This window comes from Saccharothrix sp. S26 (assembly GCF_021390395.1).
Classification (GTDB): Bacteria; Actinomycetota; Actinomycetes; order Mycobacteriales; family Pseudonocardiaceae; genus Actinosynnema.
The window spans coordinates 96391-113289 of record NZ_JAJUWT010000011.1 but is presented as its reverse complement, the minus strand read 5'-3'; the positions used below and the strand labels follow the sequence as shown (position 1 = coordinate 113289).

The window sequence follows — 16899 nt, the reverse complement described above, 5'->3', positions numbered from 1 at the left end:
GAAGGGGAACTCGATCATGTCAGGTAGAACCGGGATCCGACGCGTGGCGATCCTCGCGGCGTCAGCGTCCCTCGCACTGGTCGCCGTCCCGGCCGTCAACGTGGCGTCGGCTTCGACGCTCGACGGTCCGAAGCTGGCCAAGAACCTCACCAAGAACGTCACCGCGGACGGGGTGAACCGCCACCTGATCGCCCTCCAGCGCATCGCCGACCGCAACGGCGGCAACCGCGCGGCGGGCACGCCCGGCTACGACGCCAGCGTCGAGTACGTGGCGGGCAAGCTGCGCGGCGCGGGCTTCGACGTCTCCACGCCGGAGTTCACCTACCCGGTGCAGATCACCGACGCGGCCATCGCCAAGGTCGGCACGACCACCTACGAGAACATCCCGCTGGAGTTCTCCCCGCAGACGCCGGTCGGCGGTGTCACCGGCCCGCTGCGCGTCGTGCCCGAGGACGCGACCCCCGGCTGCGAGGCCTCCGACTTCGCCGGGCAGGACTTCACCGGCAGCGTGGCGCTGATCCGCCGCGGCGCGTGCACGTTCGACGTGAAGCACCGCAACGCGGCCGCCGCCGGCGCGATCGCGGTGATCATCTCGAACAACCGCGAGGGCTCCCTGGCGGGCGTCACGCTCGGTGCGCCGGGCGTCGTGCCCACCGGTGGCGTCACCCAGGCCGACGGCAACGCGCTGGCCCAGCTCGGCGGCCAGCCCGTCACCGTGGACCTGCGCTACCACGAGGAGGACCGCGTCTCGCGCAACGTGATCGCGCAGACCAAGACCGGCCGCACCGACAACGTCGTGATGGCGGGCGCGCACCTCGACAGCGTCGAGAACGGCGCGGGCATCAACGACAACGGCACCGGCTCGGCAGGCCTGCTGGAGACCGCGCTGAAGCTCGGCGGGTCGCCCAAGGTCAACAACGCGGTGCGGTTCGGCTGGTGGGGCGCGGAGGAGCTCGGCCTGGTCGGGTCGACGAAGTACGTGCAGTCGCTGACGTTCGAGCAGCAGCTCGACATCGCGCTGTACCTGAACTTCGACATGATCGGCTCGCCCAACGCGGGCTACTTCGTCTACGACGGCGACGACTCCGACGGCGTCGGCGCGGGCGCGGGCCCGTACGGCTCGGGCCAGATCGAGCAGGCGTTCGTCGAGTACCTGACGGTCGAGAAGGGCGTGCAGACCGAGGGCACCGACTTCACCGGCCGCTCGGACTACGGCGAGTTCATCGCCCAGGGCATCCCGGCCGGCGGCCTGTTCACCGGTGCCGAGGTGCTCAAGACCGAGGCGCAGGTCGCGAAGTGGGGCGGCACGGCGGGCGTCGCGTACGACCCGAACTACCACGGCTCCGGTGACAACCTGGGCAACGTGGACCGCGTCGCGCTGGACCGCAACGCCGACGCGCTGGCGTGGGTGACGGCGTCGTACGCGATCAGCACCGAGAGCGTGAACGGCGTGCCGGCACGGTCGCAGCGCGCGGCGGCGCGTGCGGCGGCGGCGCGTTCGCTGCACGTGGAGGCGCACCACTCGCACGCCGACGTGGCGTAGAACACGTCGGCACGGGTAACGCGGGCCGGTCTCCCCACGGGGAGGCCGGCCCTTCCCACGTCCACCGCTGGTCCACTGTGGACGATGTGATCGGAACGTGAGCCGGGTCGGCTACGTTGCCCCCACCTGATCCGATCCTCAAGGGGGGCCTGCCTTGACCACCTCGAAGCGCGCTGTCGCGCGAAGACTCCTCGCCTTCGTCGCGGCGCTTGCCGTCACCGCGGCCTCGTCCGCCGCGGCTCGTGCCCAGGAGCCCGCCGACGCGGCCGCGGCCGCCGGGGCGCGACTGGCGATCTCGGCCACCGTGGGCGCGGGTCCGTTCCTGGTCGGCGCGCTGATCCCGGTCGAGGTGACGATCACCAACACCGGTGACGCGGCCGCCGCGAACGTGATGGCGGACGCGCACTCGTCTTCCGGGTCGTCCTTCGGCGTCCAGGCGCACGAGTGGGGCGACCTGGCCTCCTACCCCGGGCCCGGTGCCACGGTGGCCGCCGGGCAGGAGCGCGTGCTCACCGTGCACGGCGAGGTCCAGCAGTGGAGCGGGGCCGCCCCGGTGGCGACCTTCTACCTGCGGCAGGGCGACGCCTGGGTCGCCTCCTTCCGCCTGCCGATCCCCGTGCGCGACCCCGACTCGGGCCGGGACGTGCTGGCCGGTCTCGTCTACGGCGACCGTGACGGCGACGGCACGCCGGACGCGGGCGAAGCGCTCGCGGGCGTCCACGTGAACGCCTACACGCTCGGCGGGCCGGGTCGGGTGGACCTGCACGCGACGACCGACGCCGAGGGCCGGTTCCGGTTCGCGGACCTGACCGTCCAGGTCTACTCGCTCTACCTCACCGACGAGCCGGACGGCTGGGTCGTCGAGCCGTCCTGGTCCCGGGTGGTGGTGGACGGCAGTGGTTCGGCCGCGAACCTGGTGCTGCGGGGCGAACGCCCGCTGACCGACGTGCTGTCCGCGACCATGCGGTTCACGCGGGACGCCTACCGGGTCGGCGACCGGGCCGAGATCGCGGTGACGTTGACCAACCGCGGCACGACCGACCTGACCGGCATCAAGGCGGGCTGCGACCGCAGCGGTGGCGAGGGGCCCGAGCTGCGTGACGTCGCCCTGGGCGAGCTGGGGTGGAACGCCTCCGGCGTGACGGTGCCCGCCGGCACGTCCGTCGTGGTCGCCATCAGCGGCAGCGTCTCCGACGAGGCGGCCGAGCACGGCGCCGTCGCGTACGGCTGCGACTTCGGACCCCGCGAGGACGTCATCGACGGCCGTCCGGTGGCCTCGGCCCTGGCCAAGGTGCCCGGCCCGCCCGCGACGCTGCGCCTCCTGCTCTTCCACGACCGCGACCAGGACCGGACCATGGACGCCGACGAGGTGCTCCCCGGCCTGGCGATGGACCTGAGGGACGCGGTGACCGGTCAGGTCGTGGCCAACGGCCGCACCGACGCGCAGGGCCGCGTGAGCTTCGAGAACGTGCCCTCCGGCCCGTACCGGCTGCGCCTGCGCGGTGCGTGGGACTACCCCGGCGGCCAGTCCTGGGTCATGTACGCGGGCACCTGCCGGAACTGCCAGTTCGAGAGCTGGGTCGCCCTGGTGCCCGGTCCGGACGCGACCAGGACGCGTCGCGTCGGCGGCTGGTGAACCGGCGGAATCGGCAACGCGCCCGGCCGCCCGAGCTCTACTGTCGACGCGCAGGGCCGGGCCCGCTTCGAGGACGTGCCCTCCGGTCCGTACCGGGTGCGCGTGTTCGGCTGGGGGTCGCGCCACCCGGCAGCGACGGCCTCTTCGCGGGCACCTGCCACAACTGCCAGGCCGAGCGCTCGTTCAGCCTCCTGCCCGGTCCGGACCCGACGAACGCGCGTCGGGCCGGCACCTGGTGATCGCGGCCCGTCGCCCGTCCCGCCGCGGGACAGGCGACGGACCGGGTACGCGCGGTGACCGGCGGTGTCGGCGGTAATCCCACGGTGGTGGTGGCGCGGGTCTCACCGTGGGCTACGGTACGAACGTGGACAAGACTGACGGTCAGGACTACACCGATCGGCTCGCGCGCCTGCAGAACCTGCCCTGGAAGCGCGTCCTGAACGTCCAGGCCCCGTACCGGTGGAACGTGCGCCGCATCTTCGGCGACCGCGAGGTGCTCGACGTGGGCTGCGGCATCGGTCGCAACCTCAAGCACCTGGAACCGCACGGCGTCGGCGTCGACCACAACCCGCACTCGGTGCAGACCTGCCGGGACATGGGCCTGACGGCGTTCACCACCGACGAGTTCTTCGACACCGAGTACGCCAAGCCCGGCCGCTTCGGCGGCATGCTGGCGGCGCACCTGGTCGAGCACATGCCGCGGCCCGAGGCCGTGGAGATCCTGCGCGGCTACGTCGAGTTCCTCGCGCCCGGCGGCCTGCTGGTGCTCATCTGCCCGCAGGAGCGGGGTTACGCGTCGGACCCGACGCACGTGGCGTTCACCGACCTCGACGGCCTCGCCGACGTGGCCTCGCAGCTCGGGCTGGTCGAGCGGGAGCGCATGTCGTTCCCGTTCCCCCGCGCGGCGGGGAAGGTGTTCACCTACAACGAATTCGTGCACATCTCGGCCAAGCCCGAGAACTGAGAACCCGACGACATTTCGCTTTCCGGTTGTCGTACCCCTCGGGTAGTGTCCGGCTCGTTCGGTCGAGTCGGGGGCTCGTCCCACAGGGGGGTCGCGCTGCGCGCTGCCTACGTCCGCGTGTTCCTGTCACGGACTGGCTGGTTAGACCGACGCCTTCAAGTCACCCTTTTTGCTGTCAGGAAAGAGGATCAATGCGTCGTTCCGCAGCGCTGCTGGTCGCCACGACCGCGGCCCTGGCGACGGTCGCGGCTCCGGCCATCGCCGAGCCCGCGGCCACCGACAACGCGGGCCTGGTGGCCCGCTCCGACGTGTCGCTGGACAAGGCCAACCGCCCCGTCCGGCCGTACGGCACCAAGGGCGCGCAGACCGCCGGCCAGGGAGCGGAGGCCGAGGAGTACCTGGGCACGCGTTTCATCCCGGTCGCGCCGAGACGCGTCCTGGACACCCGCAGCGGCCTGGGCACCAACGGCAGCACCGCGCCGGTCGGCGCGGGCGGCCAGATCGAGGTCCAGCTGACCGACCTCCCGGCGTACACGCTGGCGGTCGTGCTGAACGTGACGGGCACGTCGCCGACCGCGTACACCTACGTGACGGTGTGGGAGGGCGGCGCGGTCGACCGTCCCGGCGTGTCCACGCTGAACCTGGTGCCCGGTGACACCCGCGCCAACTCGGTCACCACCTGGGTGTCGCTCGACCAGACGGTCAACCTGTACAACAACGCGGGCAGCACGCACCTGATCGCGGACGTCGCGGGCTACTACGTCTACGACAACCCGGGCGCGGGCTTCACCACCCCCGGCCGCTACTTCGCGACCGGCCCGACCCGCGTGTACGACTCCCGCAACACCGGCGGTGCGTTCTACGGCGGCGAGTCGCGCGCCATCGACTTCAGCTCCTACGGCGTGCCGTCCGGCGCGACCGCGGTGTCGCTGAACGTCACCGGTGTCGACGCGACCGCGAGCACCTACGTGACCGCGTGGCCGTCCGGTTCGACCCGGCCGACCGCGTCCAGCCTCAACGTCGTGCCCGGCGCGGCCACGCCCAACGGCGTGACCGTCGCGCTCGGCTCCGACCGCAAGGTCAACCTGTACAACAACGCGGGTTTCGTGAACCTGATCGTGGACATCACCGGGTACTACCTGCCCACCGAGAACGGTGGCGCGGACTTCTACCCGGTCAACCCCGGTCGCGCGTACGACACCCGCGAGCCGGGTGCGTCGGGCCCCATCCCGGCGGGCCAGGCGCTCACGCTGTACTTCGTGGACCAGGGCCTGTTCCCCGGTGACAGCCTGCTGCTGAACCTGACCGGCACCGAGCCCACCGCGAACACCTACGTCACGCCGTACCCGGCCGGCCAGAGCCGTCCCAACACCTCGGCGCTGAACCTGGCCCCCGGCCAGACCGCGCCGAACATGGCGACGGTCCGCCTCGGCAGCGTCAACGACAACGGCACGGTCTACCCCGCGCACGAGTACTACAACAACGCGGGCAACACGCACCTCGTCATCGACGTGTTCGGCATCTTCGGCTGATCGACCACCCGCCGGCCACGGCCGGCAGGACGCGCGGGGTCCCGGCTTCCGGGGCCCCGCGCGGCCGTTCGCGGCCCGGCGTGCCAAGCGGTGGTTGCCGACCCGGGGCCCCGCCGCGCGGCCGTTCGCGACCCGGCCGGCCCCGCGGACGGCGCGCCGTCGGCTAGGCTTCCGACAGGGGTAGCGTGCCCGAGCGGCCTAAGGGACACGTCTTGAAAACGTGCGAGGGTTGATCCCCTCCGTGGGTTCAAATCCCACCGCTACCGCTTCGCCCGCGCCCCCTTGCGCCCGCCACCGGGCCCAAGGGGGCGCGGTCGCGTCACCTGGCGTCCACGTCGCGCAGGTGCGTGATGATCCGCTCGAACACCTTGGCCACGACCTCCTGCTCCTCCCGGGACAGCAGGTCGACCATGTGCTCGCGCACGCCCTCGACGTGGGTCGGCGCGGACGTCTCCAGCAGCGCCATGCCCCGGTCGGTCAGCTCGGCGAACACGCCCCGGCCGTCCTCCCGGCACTCCTCGCGGCGCAGCAGCCCTTCCCGCTCCATCCGCGCCACCTGGTGCGACACGCGGCTCTTGGACGACGCCACCTCGTCGGCCAGCTGCGACATCCGCATCCGCCTGCCCGGCTGCTCCGAAAGGCGCACGAGCACCTCGTAGTCGGCCAGCGACACGCCGTGCCCGTCCTGCAGCTCCCGGTGCAGCCGGTCGGCGAGCATCGACGCCCCGACCACGTAGTTGCGCCAGGCCCGCATCTCCCCGTCGTCGAGCCACCGCGGCTCCTGCTCAGTCACGTCACCAGATTAGGCCGCGGATATCCGTTAACGGACGATCCACCGCGATGTCTGGTGCCGGTCAGCTCCGCCAGGCAAACTCCTGCGCCGTACCGCGCCCTCCTACCGGGGCGCCGCAGGGAGGACCCACCCCATGACCTCGTTCAGACGCACCGCGCAGCGCTCCGCCGCGCTCGCGGTCACGGCGGCGGCCGCGCTGGCGGTCACGTTCGTGCCGAACCCGGCGACGGCCGACAAGGACGACCGACCGGCCCGCACCGTCGACGTCCGCCTGATCGGCATCAACGACCTGCACGGCAACATCGAGCCGCCCACGGGCTCCTCGGGCCGCGTCACGCTGTCGGACGGCACGCAGGTCGAGGCGGGCGGCGCCGCCTACAACGCCACCCACATCCGCAACCTCCAGGCCGAGGTGCGCAACTCGGTGGTCGTCGGCCAGGGCGACCTGATCGGCGCGTCCCCGATCGTGTCGGCGCTGTTCCACGACGAGCCGACGGTCGAGGTCCTCAACAAGGTCGGCATGGACGCCACCGCGGCCGGCAACCACGAGTTCGACGAGGGCTACCGCGAGCTGCTGCGGATGCAGCGCGGCGGCTGCCACCCGGCCGACGGCTGCCAGTTCCGCGAGAGCTACGAGGGCGCGCGCTTCCCGATCCTCGGCGCGAACGTCACCCTCGCCGCCAACGACCGGCCGGCGCTGCCGCCGTTCTGGGTGGAGTTCCGCGACGGCGTGCCGATCGGGTTCATCGGCATGCCGCTGAAGGACGTGCCGATCCTGGTCGACCCCAACGGCATCAAGGAGCTGGAGTTCGGCGACGAGATCGCCGCCGCCAACCGGTACGCCGACCTGCTCAACTGGCTCGGCGTGAAGTCGATCGTGCTGCTGGTCCACCAGGGCGACAACACCTCCGGCGGCGGCCCCGACGACTGCCGCACGGTCGCGGGCGGCCCCGGCCGCAAGATCGCCGAGCAGGTCAGCCCGAAGATCGACGCGGTGTTCTCCGGCCACAGCCACCAGCACTACAACTGCACGGTCATCGACCCGGCGGGCAACCCGCGCCCGTTCATCGAGGGCCTGGCGTTCGGCCGCGAGCTGTCCGTGGTCGACCTGAAGATCGACAAGCGGACCCGCGAGGTCATCCGCTCGGCCACGGTCGCCCGCAACCACGTGGTGACCAAGACCGTCGACCCGGACGACGACGTCCAGGACATCATCGACCTGGCCAAGTCCAAGTCGGGCCCGATCGCGAACCGCCCGATCGGCACCATCGCGCAGGACGTCCTGCGGGCGCAGAACGCGGCGGGCGAGTCCGCGCTGGGCAACCTGATCGCCGACGGGCAACTGGCCGCCACCACGGGCAACGGCGCGGTGCTCGCGCTGATGAACCCGGGCGGCGTGCGCGCCGACCTCACCTACGCGTCGTCGCCCGCGGGCGAGGGCAACGGCGTGGTGACCTACGGCGAGGCGTTCACCGTGCAGCCGTTCGGCAACATCCTGCAGACGGTCACGTTGACCGGCACGCAGCTCAAGGCGGCGCTGGAGCAGCAGTGGCAGGTCGTGAACGGCGCGCAGCGGCAGATCATCCTCCAGCCGTCGGCCGGCCTGACCTACTCGTGGTCGGCGTCCGCGCCGATCGGCTCGAAGGTGTCGAACATCGTGCTGAACGGGACGCCGTTGGACCCGAACGCGAGCTACCGCGTCACGATCAACAGCTTCCTGCAGGGCGGCGGTGACGGCTTCAGCGCGTTCACCGGCGGCACCGCGATCACCGGCGGCGGCATCGACCTGGACGCGTTCGCGGCCTACCTGGCGGCGAACCCGAACACGGCCCCGCCGGCGCTCGGCCGCATCACCACGACCCCGTGACGTCACGCGCGGTGAGCGGGCTGCCCATGGGTCCGCTCACCGCGCGCACGGACCGCCACCACCGCCCCACCGAGCCGGATGAATCTCATTTCACCAGTTCAGGGGCTTCCGTCCGGGTTGTGCATCGCGCTGAACAGGCGCATGCTCGACGCAGGACCTGCCACCGGCGGAACCCGAGCTGACCCGCCGGCGGCACGCCCGGAAGGGGTAGGTGGTGCGGTGCAGGTAAGTCCTCGCGGTGACGACCCGCGTGCGAACCGCGACCCCGCGGGCGGAGCGGTCTCCAGACCGGCCCGATCGCGAACGTGAGCGGTTCCGACGGGGTTTCGAGCGCAAGGCGCCACCGGTGCCATCGCCGCGCTTGACGATGTTGACCCGGTAGGTATCAGGGCGCCGTCTCCACCGTCGGCGCCGACCGCGGTCCACGCCGACCCCGTCACGCAGGTTTTCGTCACTTCCACATGGGAAAACCCGGGTGCGGTGCCCCGACGTCGGGCCCCGCACCCGGGGCTTGCTATGTCCGGGTTCGGTGCTCAGGCTGGGAGGACGCACGGTGCAGTTCAACGAGAACGCCGAGCTCGACACGTCACAGGTCAGCGACCAGCGCGGTGTCGGCGGACGGGTCGCCCTCGGCGGCGGAGGGCTCGGGATCGTCGGTCTGATCCTGTACTTCGTGCTCTCGCAGCTCGGCGGCGGCGGGCAGTTGCCGACCGGCTCCGGGTTCAACGACGTCGGCCAGGGCCAGCAGGTCGGGTCCGAGGCCATCAAGGAGAAGTGCCGGACCGGCGCGGACGCCAACCGCGAGTCGGACTGCCGCGCGGTGGCGTTCATCAACTCGATCCAGGGCTACTGGACCGACCAGTTCGCCCGCTCGGGCAAGACCTACCAGCCCGCGCAGACGAACTTCTTCTCCGGCAGCGTGTCGACCCGCTGCGGCAGCGCGTCGTCCGCGGTGGGGCCGTTCTACTGCCCGGCCGACTCGCAGGTCTACATCGACCTGGGCTTCTTCCGGGAGATGCAGCAGAAGTTCGGCGCGACCGGCGGGCCGTTCGTCGAGGCTTACATCCTGGCCCACGAGTACGGCCACCACGTGCAGAACCTGCTCGGCACGTCCGACCGGGTGGGCCACGAGTCCGGGCCCACGTCGGGCTCGGTGCGGTTGGAGCTGCAGGCCGACTGCTACGCGGGCGCCTGGGCCAACCACGCGGAGACCGTGCCGACCGCGTCCGGCCAGCCGCTGATCACCGGCGTGACGCAGGACGACGTGAACGCGGCGCTGGACGCGGCGTCCCGCATCGGCGACGACTTCATCCAGGGCGAGCTGGGCGGCGGTCACGTCGACACGACCAAGTTCACCCACGGCACGTCGGCGCAGCGCCAGAAGTGGTACTCGACCGGCTACCAGACCGGCGACCCGGCGCGCTGCAACACGTTCGACACCAACAACCTGGGCTGACCCCCGCCACTGCCCCCGCCGGGTGGTCGAGCACGACCTCCCGGCGCGGGGCCGTCACCCCCGGTCGGTCAGGACCTTCGAGCAGCGGGCCAGCAGGGCGCGCAGGGTCTCCCGCTCGTCCGCGCTGAACTCGTCGGCGAGCCGCCGTTCGACGGCGGACGCCCGCGCGTCGGCCACCTCGAACGCCGCGCGCCCGGCGTCGGTCAGGCGCGTCTCCAGCACGTTGCGGTGCACCTCGTGCGGCACGCGGGCGATCAGGTCGGCCGCCTCCAGGTTGCGCAGGATCGTGGTCATCGTCTGCGGCGTGACGCGGCAGCGGCGGGCCAGCTCGGCGGCCGACACGCCGGGGTGGTCGTTGAGCACCAGCAGCGCCGCGTACTGCGCCACGGTCAGCCCCGCCGGTCGCACGGCCTGCTGCTTCACCAGCATCAGCTCGTGCTCGACCCGCTTGATGTCGCCGCCCAGGCGCTCCTCGAACGGCATGCCCATGCCCCCGATCGTAAAGTGCGTTGACGGATATCAGAGCTCTGATCTAACTTCGTCCTCGTACTTCAACAAGTGGACGGAGCGTCATGCGTTTCCTGATGGTCTTCGCGCTGGTGATCCTCACCGCCACGCCCGCCGCCGCCGCGCCCGCGCCGGACGTGATCACCGGCCGATCCGCCGAACTGCACCCCGAGGGCATCGCCTGGGACCCGCTGCGGCACGGCTTCCTGCTCACCTCGCTGCGCCGCGGCACCGTGGAGGTCGTCCGCGACGGCACCACCCGGACCCTGGTCAGCGACCCCCGGATGGTGTCCACCTTCGGCGTCCACGTGGCCCGCGGCCGCATCTACGTCGCGTACGGCGACATGGGGGTGGGCCGCCGGTCCACACCGGACACCACCTACAAGGCGTCCGGCCTCGGCGTCTTCGACCTCGCCACCGGGCGTCCGGTGCACGTGGTCGACCTCGCCATCGGCCCCGGCCGGCACAGCGCCAACGACGTCGCCGTCGACCGCGAGGGCAACGCCTACGTCACCGACCCGGCCGCCGACGCGCTCTACCGGGTCGACCGCGACGGCCGCGCCACCGTGCTGGCCCGCGACCCGCGGTTCGCGAGCGACACCATCGGCCTGAACGGGATCGTCTGGCACCCCGGCGGTTTCGCGCTCGCCGTCCGCTACGACACGGGCGCGTTGTTCAAGATCACCGAGTCGGGTCGGGTCTCCGAGGTGGCCCTGGACCGGCCGCTGGTCGGCGGCGACGGCATGGACCTGCGCCCGGACGGCTCGCTCGCCGCGGTCACCAACTCCCTCGGCGCGCCGGGCGAGGCGGCCGTCAGCGTGCTGCGCTCCACCGACGGCTGGCGCACCGCCCGAACCACCCACCGCGTCGCACCGTGGGGCGACGACGAACCCACCACGATCGCGCGCTCGCCGCGCGGCAGCTACGTGGTCGACGGCGACCTGGGCACGCTCGTCACCGGCACCGGGCTGTCGGACGGGTACACGTTGCGCAAGGTCGGCTGATCACCCCCGACCCTAGGGCCGGCGGGTCGCGGTGTCGCAAGTGCCACACCGCGACCGGCCGGTCGCGGTGTTAGCGTCGCTGACCAAACCGCGAGACCAGGGGAGAGTGGCCGTGACGACGCTGGAGGCGATCGTCGTCGTCCTGGCCGGTGTGTTCGCCGGTGGGATCAACACCGTGGTCGGGTCCGGCACCCTGGTGACGTTCCCGGTGCTGCTGGCCGTCGGCTACCCGCCGGTGGTGGCCAACGTGTCGAACAGCCTCGGCCTGGTGCCCGGCTCGCTCAGCGGCGCGTGGGGCTACCGGCGCGAGCTGACCGGGCAGGCGGGCCGGGTGAAGCGGCTGCTGCCCGCCTCGGTGCTGGGCGGCGTGGTCGGCGCGATCCTGCTCGTCGTGCTGCCGGAGGACGCGTTCTCCGCGATCGTGCCGGTGCTGATCGCCATCGCGCTGGTGCTGGTGATCGCCCAGCCGTGGCTCAACCGCAAGCTCGCCGAACGGGAACGCCACGAGCACGGCGGCGTGGCGCTGTGGATCGGCGTGTTCCTCGCGGGCATCTACGGCGGCTACTTCGGCGCGGCGCAGGGCGTGCTGGTCATGGGCCTGATGGGCGTGCTGATGAGCGAGCACATCCAGCGGATGAACGCCCTGAAGAACGTGCTGACCGCGTTCGTGAACCTGGTCGCGGGCGTGTTGTTCATCTTCATCGCCGACGTGGCGTGGTTGGCCGTGGTGCTGCTGGCGGTCGGCTCGGTCATCGGCGGCCAGCTCGGCGCGAAGGTCGGCCGCCGACTCCCACCGGCCGCGCTGCGCGCGGTGATCGTCGTGGTGGGAGTCGTGGCCATCGTCCAGCTGCTCACCCGCTGAGGGCTCAGCCCTCGAAGGACTTGGCCGCGGCCAGGAAGGCGTCGTTCTCCTCGGGCTCGCCGATCGTGACGCGCGCGCCGTCGCCCGCGAACGCCCGCACGACCACCTTGTGCGCCAGGCAGTGCTCGTTGAACGCGGCGGTCCGCTCGCCCAGCGGCAGCCAGACGAAGTTCGCCTGCGACTCGGGCACCTCGAACCCGGCGGCCAGCAGCTCGCCGCGCACCCTGGCCCGCTCGGCCACGATCGCCCGGCAGCGCGCCATCAGCTCGGCCTCGGCGTCCAGCGACGCCACCGCCGCGACCTGCGCCAGGGCGTTCACGCTGAACGGCACGTAGACCTTGCGCAGCGTCTCGGCCACCGCGGGCGACGCCACCGCGTACCCGACGCGCAGCCCGGCCAGCCCGTAGGCCTTGGAGAACGTGCGCAGCACGGCCACGTTGTCCCGGCCCGCGGCCCACTGCGCCTTGGCCAGCTCCACGCCGTCGGGCACGTCCGCGTCGTCCACGAACTCCTTGTACGCCTCGTCGATCACCACCAGCACGTCCGACGGCACGCGCTCGATGAACCGCTCGATGTCCGCCGCGCGCAACGCCGTCCCGGTCGGGTTGTTCGGGTTGCACACGAACACCAGCCGGGTGGCCGGCGTGATCGCGTCGGCCATCGCGTCCAGGTCCAGGCCGTGGCCCGCGGTCAGCGGCACCCTGGTCTGCCGCGCGCCGACGACCGCGGAGATGATCGGGTACGCCTCGAACGAGCGCCACGCGAACACCACCTCGTCGGCCTCGGTGCAGGTCGCCTGCACGAGCTGCTGGCACAACGTCACCGAGCCGCAGCCGACGGCCACCTGGTCGGCGGCCACGTCGAGCTTGTCCGCCAGTCGCGCCACGAGGTCGGTGGCGGCGTTGTCGGGGTAGCGGTTCACGGCGGTGGCCGCGTCCGCGATCGCCCGCACCACGCTGGGCAGCGGTCCGGCCGACACCTCGTTGCTGGCCAGCTTGATCGCGCCGGGGATCGTCCTACCGGGCACGTATCCGGGCAGCGCGACCAGGTCGGCGCGGGTTCGCACGGTCATCCAAGGGCTCCCTTCGGGGTTCTGGGCCGGACGTTATCCGGTGATAGACCCGGATGGGGCATACCTGCCGTACGGATGCTCACGTTGACTGCCGTTCACCCCCACGTGGAAGGGTTGGGCCATGACTGCTACCCGCACCGAGACGCTCTCCCTCACCGACGGCCGCGAGCTGCGGCTGACCGTCGCCGAGCCGGAGAACGCCGTCCGCGGCGGCCTGGTCGTGCTGCACGAGGCGCGCGGCGTGACCGACACCGTGCGCGGGTTGGTCGGCTCGCTCGCGGCCGAGGGGTGGCTGGCGGTCGCGCCGCACCTCTACGACGAGGTGTCCGGCGACGAGGCGCCCGCCATGGTGAGCGGGCTGTCCGGCGATGCCGTGCTGGCCGACACCGACGTCGCGTTCGTCTGGTTGGGCCAGCGGGGCGTGAGCCAGGACCGCATGGGCGTCATGGGCTTCGACCTGGGCGGATCGGTCGCGATGGTGGTTGCGGGAAGCCGAACCATCGGTGCCGCGGTGACCGTCGGCGGCGGTGGGATCCTGGAACCGCTGGCCGAAGGGCTGCCGTCGCTGGTGGAGGTCGCGGAGGAGCTGACCTGCCCGTGGCTGGGCCTGTACGGCGACGACGACGCCGAGATCCCGTTCAGCGACGTGGAGAAGTTGCGCGACGCGGCGGCCGCCGCGCCCGTGGCGACCGACGTGGTCCGGTTCGCCCACACCAGCCACCGGTTCGACACCACGCCCGAGGCCAGCGCGGAGGCCTGGCAGCGGGCCTTGAACTGGTTCGACTCACATCTTCGCTAAGCCTCTGGTCGGCGGCTTGGAACCGAACGGGCTTCCCGGTACATCTAAGGAGGGCGTCCGGAACGCCTGGTTTCTTCTCGTCGTCGGCTAACGCGCGGTGAGCCCGCGGCGAAGCGCAGTGCAGGGGGTAGTGATGAGCGACGGGAACACGGTCCCACTCGCGGGAGCGCCGACGGTGCAGGTCCCGCCCGGCTTCACGCCGTCGACGGCGCAGCCCGCCGTCGCGGCGGACGCGCCGGTGGTGCCACCACCCGTGACCGCGCCACCGGTCGCCCCACCGCCCGCCGACGCCGGCGCGACCGTCACCCTGCCCGCACCCGGCGCGGCCGAGCCCGGGACGGCCAAGCCCGTCGTGGAGAGCTTCGCGACGGCCGCGCAGACCGACCTGGACAAGGCCACCACCGCGCTGGGCGCGGTGGACAAGGAGTCCGTCCAGCTCGACCTGGACAAGCAGGGCGTCGACGACCTGCTCAAGCTCATCTCGCAGGCCCGCGGCCTGGTCGACTCCGTGCACAGCCGGGCGGTCAACAACCTCGACGTCGAGCTCAAGTTCGGCAACAACTGGGTCAGCGACGCGATCAGCAGGCGGCTGCGCGAGGTGGCGGTGGGCAACGAGGAGTCGGCGGTCAACGTGATCGGCGACTTCATGCAGGTGCTCTTCGAGGTCGAGCAGACCATCCGCGACGCGGCGCGGAACCTGGAACGGGCCGATGACGAAGCCGCGGACGCCTTCGGGTCCGCGGGGGAGGCCAAGGGCTGATGGGCGACAACAGGCACGACGGCAACCGCGGTCACGGCGGTGGCCAGGGCTACGGCAACGGTGGTCAGGGCTACGGCGGTGATCAGGGCAACGGCGGTGGTCAGGGCAACGGCAAGCCCACCGACCTCGGCCAGAAGGTCGACTGGATGACCTACAGCCACCAGCAGCTGTGGGAGATGATCAACACCGGGGTCGACCTCAAGGCCGCGAGCAGCGCCCAGGCCGACTGGGCGGCGGTGAGCAAAGCGCTCGGCGAGGTGCAGGAGTACCTGGCCAAGGCGATCAGCCGGTCCAGCCTGGCGTGGACCGGTGAGTCGGCCGAACGCGCCCGCGAGGCCCTCGAGTCGGTGGAGAAGTGGGCGCTGAACACCAGCGAGCACGCCGACAACGTGGCCAAGTGCATCGCCACCGAGATCGAGCACGTCCAGACGGCCCGCGAGATGATGCCGCCGCCCGCGCCCACCCCGCCGGTCGTCACGCCGGTCGCGGACGGGCCGGTGACCGTCGCCCCCACCCCGGTCGCCCCGACGCGTTCCCCGCTGGTCCGCGACCGGCTCGCCGAGGACGCGGGCTACCACACGTCCGGCCCCGCGCCGCGCGACGGCCTGCTCACCAGCGGCACGCGCACGCCCGGCGCGTTCACCGGCATCGAGAACGTCGGCGCGCCCGCGCTCGACTCGGTCGTCACCGCGGACGCCACGCACCGCCAGGCCGCCGAGGTCATGGCGATGTTCCAGCTGAACTCCTACGAGGTCGACCGGACCGTGCCGTCGTTCAGCCCGCCGACCAACCCGGTCGCACCGCCCCCTCCGCCGCCCGTGGTCGTCACGCCGACCCCGCCCGTGCCCGACGGCGGCGGCGCCGGCGGTGGTGCCGGTGGCGGCAACCCGGCCGTGGTGAACACCCCCGGCGGCACGCCCACCCAGCGCCCCGGCGGCACGTCCGCGCAGTTCGGCCGCGGTGGCTTCGCCGGCGGTCGCGGCGGTTTCGCCGGTCGCGGGGTCATGCCCACGCCCGTCGGCGCGTCCGGTGGCGGTGGCGGCGGCCCGCTGGCCGGTCCCGGTGGTTCCACGGGCGCGCTCGGCGGCGACCGCGGCGGCGCCAACCCCGGCAGCGTCACCAGCCAGTTCCAGGCGCCCAAGTCGGTGACGCCGCAGTCCGGCATGATCGGCGCCGCGCCGATGGCCGCGCCGCCTCCCGTCGCCGGTGTCGGCGCGGGTGGCGAGAAGGACCGCAACCGCCCCGGCTACCTCGAGGACGACGACAACGTCTTCGGCGTCGACCGCAAGGCCGCACCCCCGGTGATCGGCCTGTGACCGAACGCGTCTTCCGGCTCAGCGAAGTGGAGTTCTTCCTGCTCTGGCAGTCGGTCCACCGCGACGCCCACCCGGTACCGCTCGGCACCCGGCACTTCGGGCACACCCGGCAGGAGCGGGACGCGCTGGTCGAGACCGCGTCCCGCGACCTGGCCGCCCGCGGCCTCGGCACCGTGCAGCGGCCGGACGAGGAGCTGTACGGGCTGCTGCGCGGCCTGGCCGAGTTCGAGGTCGGCCTGGAGGTGTTCTTCACCGTGCGCGGCGCTCAGGCGCGCGGGTTGGCCACGGCCGCCTGGCACGGCGCGTTCGCGGGCAGGCTCGGCAACCAGGTGCAGGTCGCCGGGTTCCGGCCGACCGCGCTGGCCGCCACCACGGTCAACACCCTGCCGCCCGCGCCGCCCGGCAGCGGCCGGTCGGTGAACGTGCGCTGGGACGACTACCTGGCCGCGGGCAAGGCCGGGCAGGACGACGGCAGCGAGGGCTTCCTCGACGTGCTGCGGTCCGTCGGCCTGCGCGAACCCGAGGCGAACACCCTGATGCGCGCGGTCACCACGCGCAGCGGCGGTGGCCAGGTCGGCGTGATCGCCCGCAACCGCGCGGGCTACCTGCACCCGACCGGCGCCGTCGTGTCGTGGCTGGACACCGCCGAGGGCCGCTACCTCGTGCGCCGCGACGACGGGTGGCTGGTCGTCGCGCCAACGGACGCGCCGAGGCTGATCTCCGCGGTCGAGGGACTGGTGGCGAGCGCCGGCCGGAACTGATCCGATGTGTGGATGCCCGCTGTGGTT

General features: G+C 72.3%; 15 protein-coding genes and 1 tRNA gene. 13 read left to right on the top strand and 3 right to left on the bottom strand.

The genetic code is table 11. The annotated features are described in order from the left end of the window. Positions 1 to 16: 16 nt before the first annotated feature. The 5 genes from LZG04_RS19195 to LZG04_RS19175 all read left to right on the top strand — a co-directional run bounded on the left by LZG04_RS19195 (position 17) and on the right by LZG04_RS19175 (position 5941). Positions 17 to 1543, top strand: a complete 1527-nt coding sequence (locus LZG04_RS19195) for a M28 family metallopeptidase (protein ID WP_233818891.1) — start codon at positions 17 to 19, stop codon at positions 1541 to 1543. A gap of 154 nt (positions 1544 to 1697) precedes the next feature. Continuing rightward, positions 1698 to 3179, top strand: a complete 1482-nt coding sequence (locus tag LZG04_RS19190) for a collagen binding domain-containing protein (RefSeq protein WP_233818889.1) — start codon at positions 1698 to 1700, stop codon at positions 3177 to 3179. 364 nt (positions 3180 to 3543) lie between these two features. After that, positions 3544 to 4143: a bifunctional 2-polyprenyl-6-hydroxyphenol methylase/3-demethylubiquinol 3-O-methyltransferase UbiG gene (locus tag LZG04_RS19185; protein ID WP_233818887.1), complete on the top strand. Its 600-nt coding sequence runs from the start codon at positions 3544 to 3546 to the stop codon at positions 4141 to 4143. Positions 4144 to 4334: 191 nt separating this feature from the next. Beyond that, complete coding sequence (locus LZG04_RS19180) at positions 4335 to 5675, top strand: hypothetical protein (protein ID WP_233818885.1); 1341 nt, start codon at positions 4335 to 4337, stop codon at positions 5673 to 5675. 179 nt (positions 5676 to 5854) lie between these two features. Further along, positions 5855 to 5941: transfer RNA gene (locus LZG04_RS19175), tRNA-Ser, on the top strand. Positions 5942 to 5994: 53 nt separating this feature from the next. On the opposite strand, the gene LZG04_RS19170 is transcribed toward LZG04_RS19175, so the two are convergent. Then, the gene (locus tag LZG04_RS19170) at positions 5995 to 6468 is read right to left on the bottom strand and encodes a MarR family winged helix-turn-helix transcriptional regulator (RefSeq protein WP_233818883.1); all 474 of its coding nucleotides are present in this window, start codon (positions 6466 to 6468) and stop codon (positions 5995 to 5997) included. A gap of 133 nt (positions 6469 to 6601) precedes the next feature. Here LZG04_RS19170 and LZG04_RS19165 point away from each other — a divergent pair, with 133 nt between their 5' ends. Both LZG04_RS19165 and LZG04_RS19160 read left to right on the top strand, forming a co-directional pair. Then, positions 6602 to 8335, top strand: coding sequence for a bifunctional UDP-sugar hydrolase/5'-nucleotidase (locus tag LZG04_RS19165; protein ID WP_233818881.1), 1734 nt, complete (start codon positions 6602 to 6604; stop codon positions 8333 to 8335). A 553-nt stretch (positions 8336 to 8888) separates the two neighbouring features. Beyond that, on the top strand, positions 8889 to 9791 hold the full coding sequence (locus LZG04_RS19160; RefSeq protein ID WP_233818879.1) for a neutral zinc metallopeptidase: 903 nt from the start codon (positions 8889 to 8891) through the stop codon (positions 9789 to 9791). A 54-nt stretch (positions 9792 to 9845) separates the two neighbouring features. On the opposite strand, the gene LZG04_RS19155 is transcribed toward LZG04_RS19160, so the two are convergent. Then, the gene (locus tag LZG04_RS19155) at positions 9846 to 10280 is read right to left on the bottom strand and encodes a MarR family winged helix-turn-helix transcriptional regulator (protein WP_233818877.1); all 435 of its coding nucleotides are present in this window, start codon (positions 10278 to 10280) and stop codon (positions 9846 to 9848) included. A gap of 83 nt (positions 10281 to 10363) precedes the next feature. Here LZG04_RS19155 and LZG04_RS19150 point away from each other — a divergent pair, with 83 nt between their 5' ends. Further along, positions 10364 to 11302: an SMP-30/gluconolactonase/LRE family protein gene (locus LZG04_RS19150; RefSeq protein WP_233818875.1), complete on the top strand. Its 939-nt coding sequence runs from the start codon at positions 10364 to 10366 to the stop codon at positions 11300 to 11302. Positions 11303 to 11414: 112 nt separating this feature from the next. Continuing rightward, positions 11415 to 12164, top strand: coding sequence for a sulfite exporter TauE/SafE family protein (locus tag LZG04_RS19145; RefSeq protein ID WP_233818873.1), 750 nt, complete (start codon positions 11415 to 11417; stop codon positions 12162 to 12164). A gap of 4 nt (positions 12165 to 12168) precedes the next feature. Here LZG04_RS19145 and hisC read toward each other — a convergent pair whose 3' ends face one another. Next, entirely contained in the window at positions 12169 to 13236 is a 1068-nt protein-coding gene (gene hisC, locus LZG04_RS19140) for a histidinol-phosphate transaminase (RefSeq protein ID WP_233818871.1), read from the bottom strand. 121 nt (positions 13237 to 13357) lie between these two features. On the opposite strand from hisC, the gene LZG04_RS19135 reads away from it, so the two are divergent. The 4 genes from LZG04_RS19135 (at position 13358) to LZG04_RS19120 (ending at position 16872) form a co-directional block, all read left to right on the top strand. Further along, positions 13358 to 14035: a dienelactone hydrolase family protein gene (locus tag LZG04_RS19135; protein WP_233818870.1), complete on the top strand. Its 678-nt coding sequence runs from the start codon at positions 13358 to 13360 to the stop codon at positions 14033 to 14035. A 175-nt stretch (positions 14036 to 14210) separates the two neighbouring features. Next, positions 14211 to 14795, top strand: coding sequence for a hypothetical protein (locus tag LZG04_RS19130; protein ID WP_233818868.1), 585 nt, complete (start codon positions 14211 to 14213; stop codon positions 14793 to 14795). Continuing rightward, positions 14795 to 16111, top strand: coding sequence for a PPE domain-containing protein (locus tag LZG04_RS19125; protein WP_233818866.1), 1317 nt, complete (start codon positions 14795 to 14797; stop codon positions 16109 to 16111). Before LZG04_RS19130 ends, LZG04_RS19125 begins: the two co-directional genes overlap by 1 nt. Further along, positions 16108 to 16872 (top strand): ESX secretion-associated protein EspG, encoded by a 765-nt coding sequence (locus tag LZG04_RS19120; protein ID WP_233818864.1) that lies wholly within the window; start codon positions 16108 to 16110, stop codon positions 16870 to 16872. The genes LZG04_RS19125 and LZG04_RS19120 overlap by 4 nt, the downstream gene beginning before the upstream one ends. The last annotated feature ends 27 nt before the right edge of the window (positions 16873 to 16899 follow it).

What these genes read in the sequence shown, in the direction of transcription:
- LZG04_RS19195 (WP_233818891.1), top strand. Translation starts at nt 17, where the DNA reads ATGTCAGGTAGAACCGGGATCCGACGCGTGGCGATCCTCGCGGCGTCA.
- LZG04_RS19180 (WP_233818885.1), top strand. Translation starts at nt 4,335, where the DNA reads ATGCGTCGTTCCGCAGCGCTGCTGGTCGCCACGACCGCGGCCCTGGCG.
- LZG04_RS19165 (WP_233818881.1), top strand. Translation starts at nt 6,602, where the DNA reads ATGACCTCGTTCAGACGCACCGCGCAGCGCTCCGCCGCGCTCGCGGTC.
- LZG04_RS19155 (WP_233818877.1), bottom strand. Translation starts at nt 10,280, where the DNA reads ATGGGCATGCCGTTCGAGGAGCGCCTGGGCGGCGACATCAAGCGGGTC.
- LZG04_RS19150 (WP_233818875.1), top strand. Translation starts at nt 10,364, where the DNA reads ATGCGTTTCCTGATGGTCTTCGCGCTGGTGATCCTCACCGCCACGCCC.
- hisC (WP_233818871.1), bottom strand. Translation starts at nt 13,236, where the DNA reads ATGACCGTGCGAACCCGCGCCGACCTGGTCGCGCTGCCCGGATACGTG.
- LZG04_RS19135 (WP_233818870.1), top strand. Translation starts at nt 13,358, where the DNA reads ATGACTGCTACCCGCACCGAGACGCTCTCCCTCACCGACGGCCGCGAG.
- LZG04_RS19125 (WP_233818866.1), top strand. Translation starts at nt 14,795, where the DNA reads ATGGGCGACAACAGGCACGACGGCAACCGCGGTCACGGCGGTGGCCAG.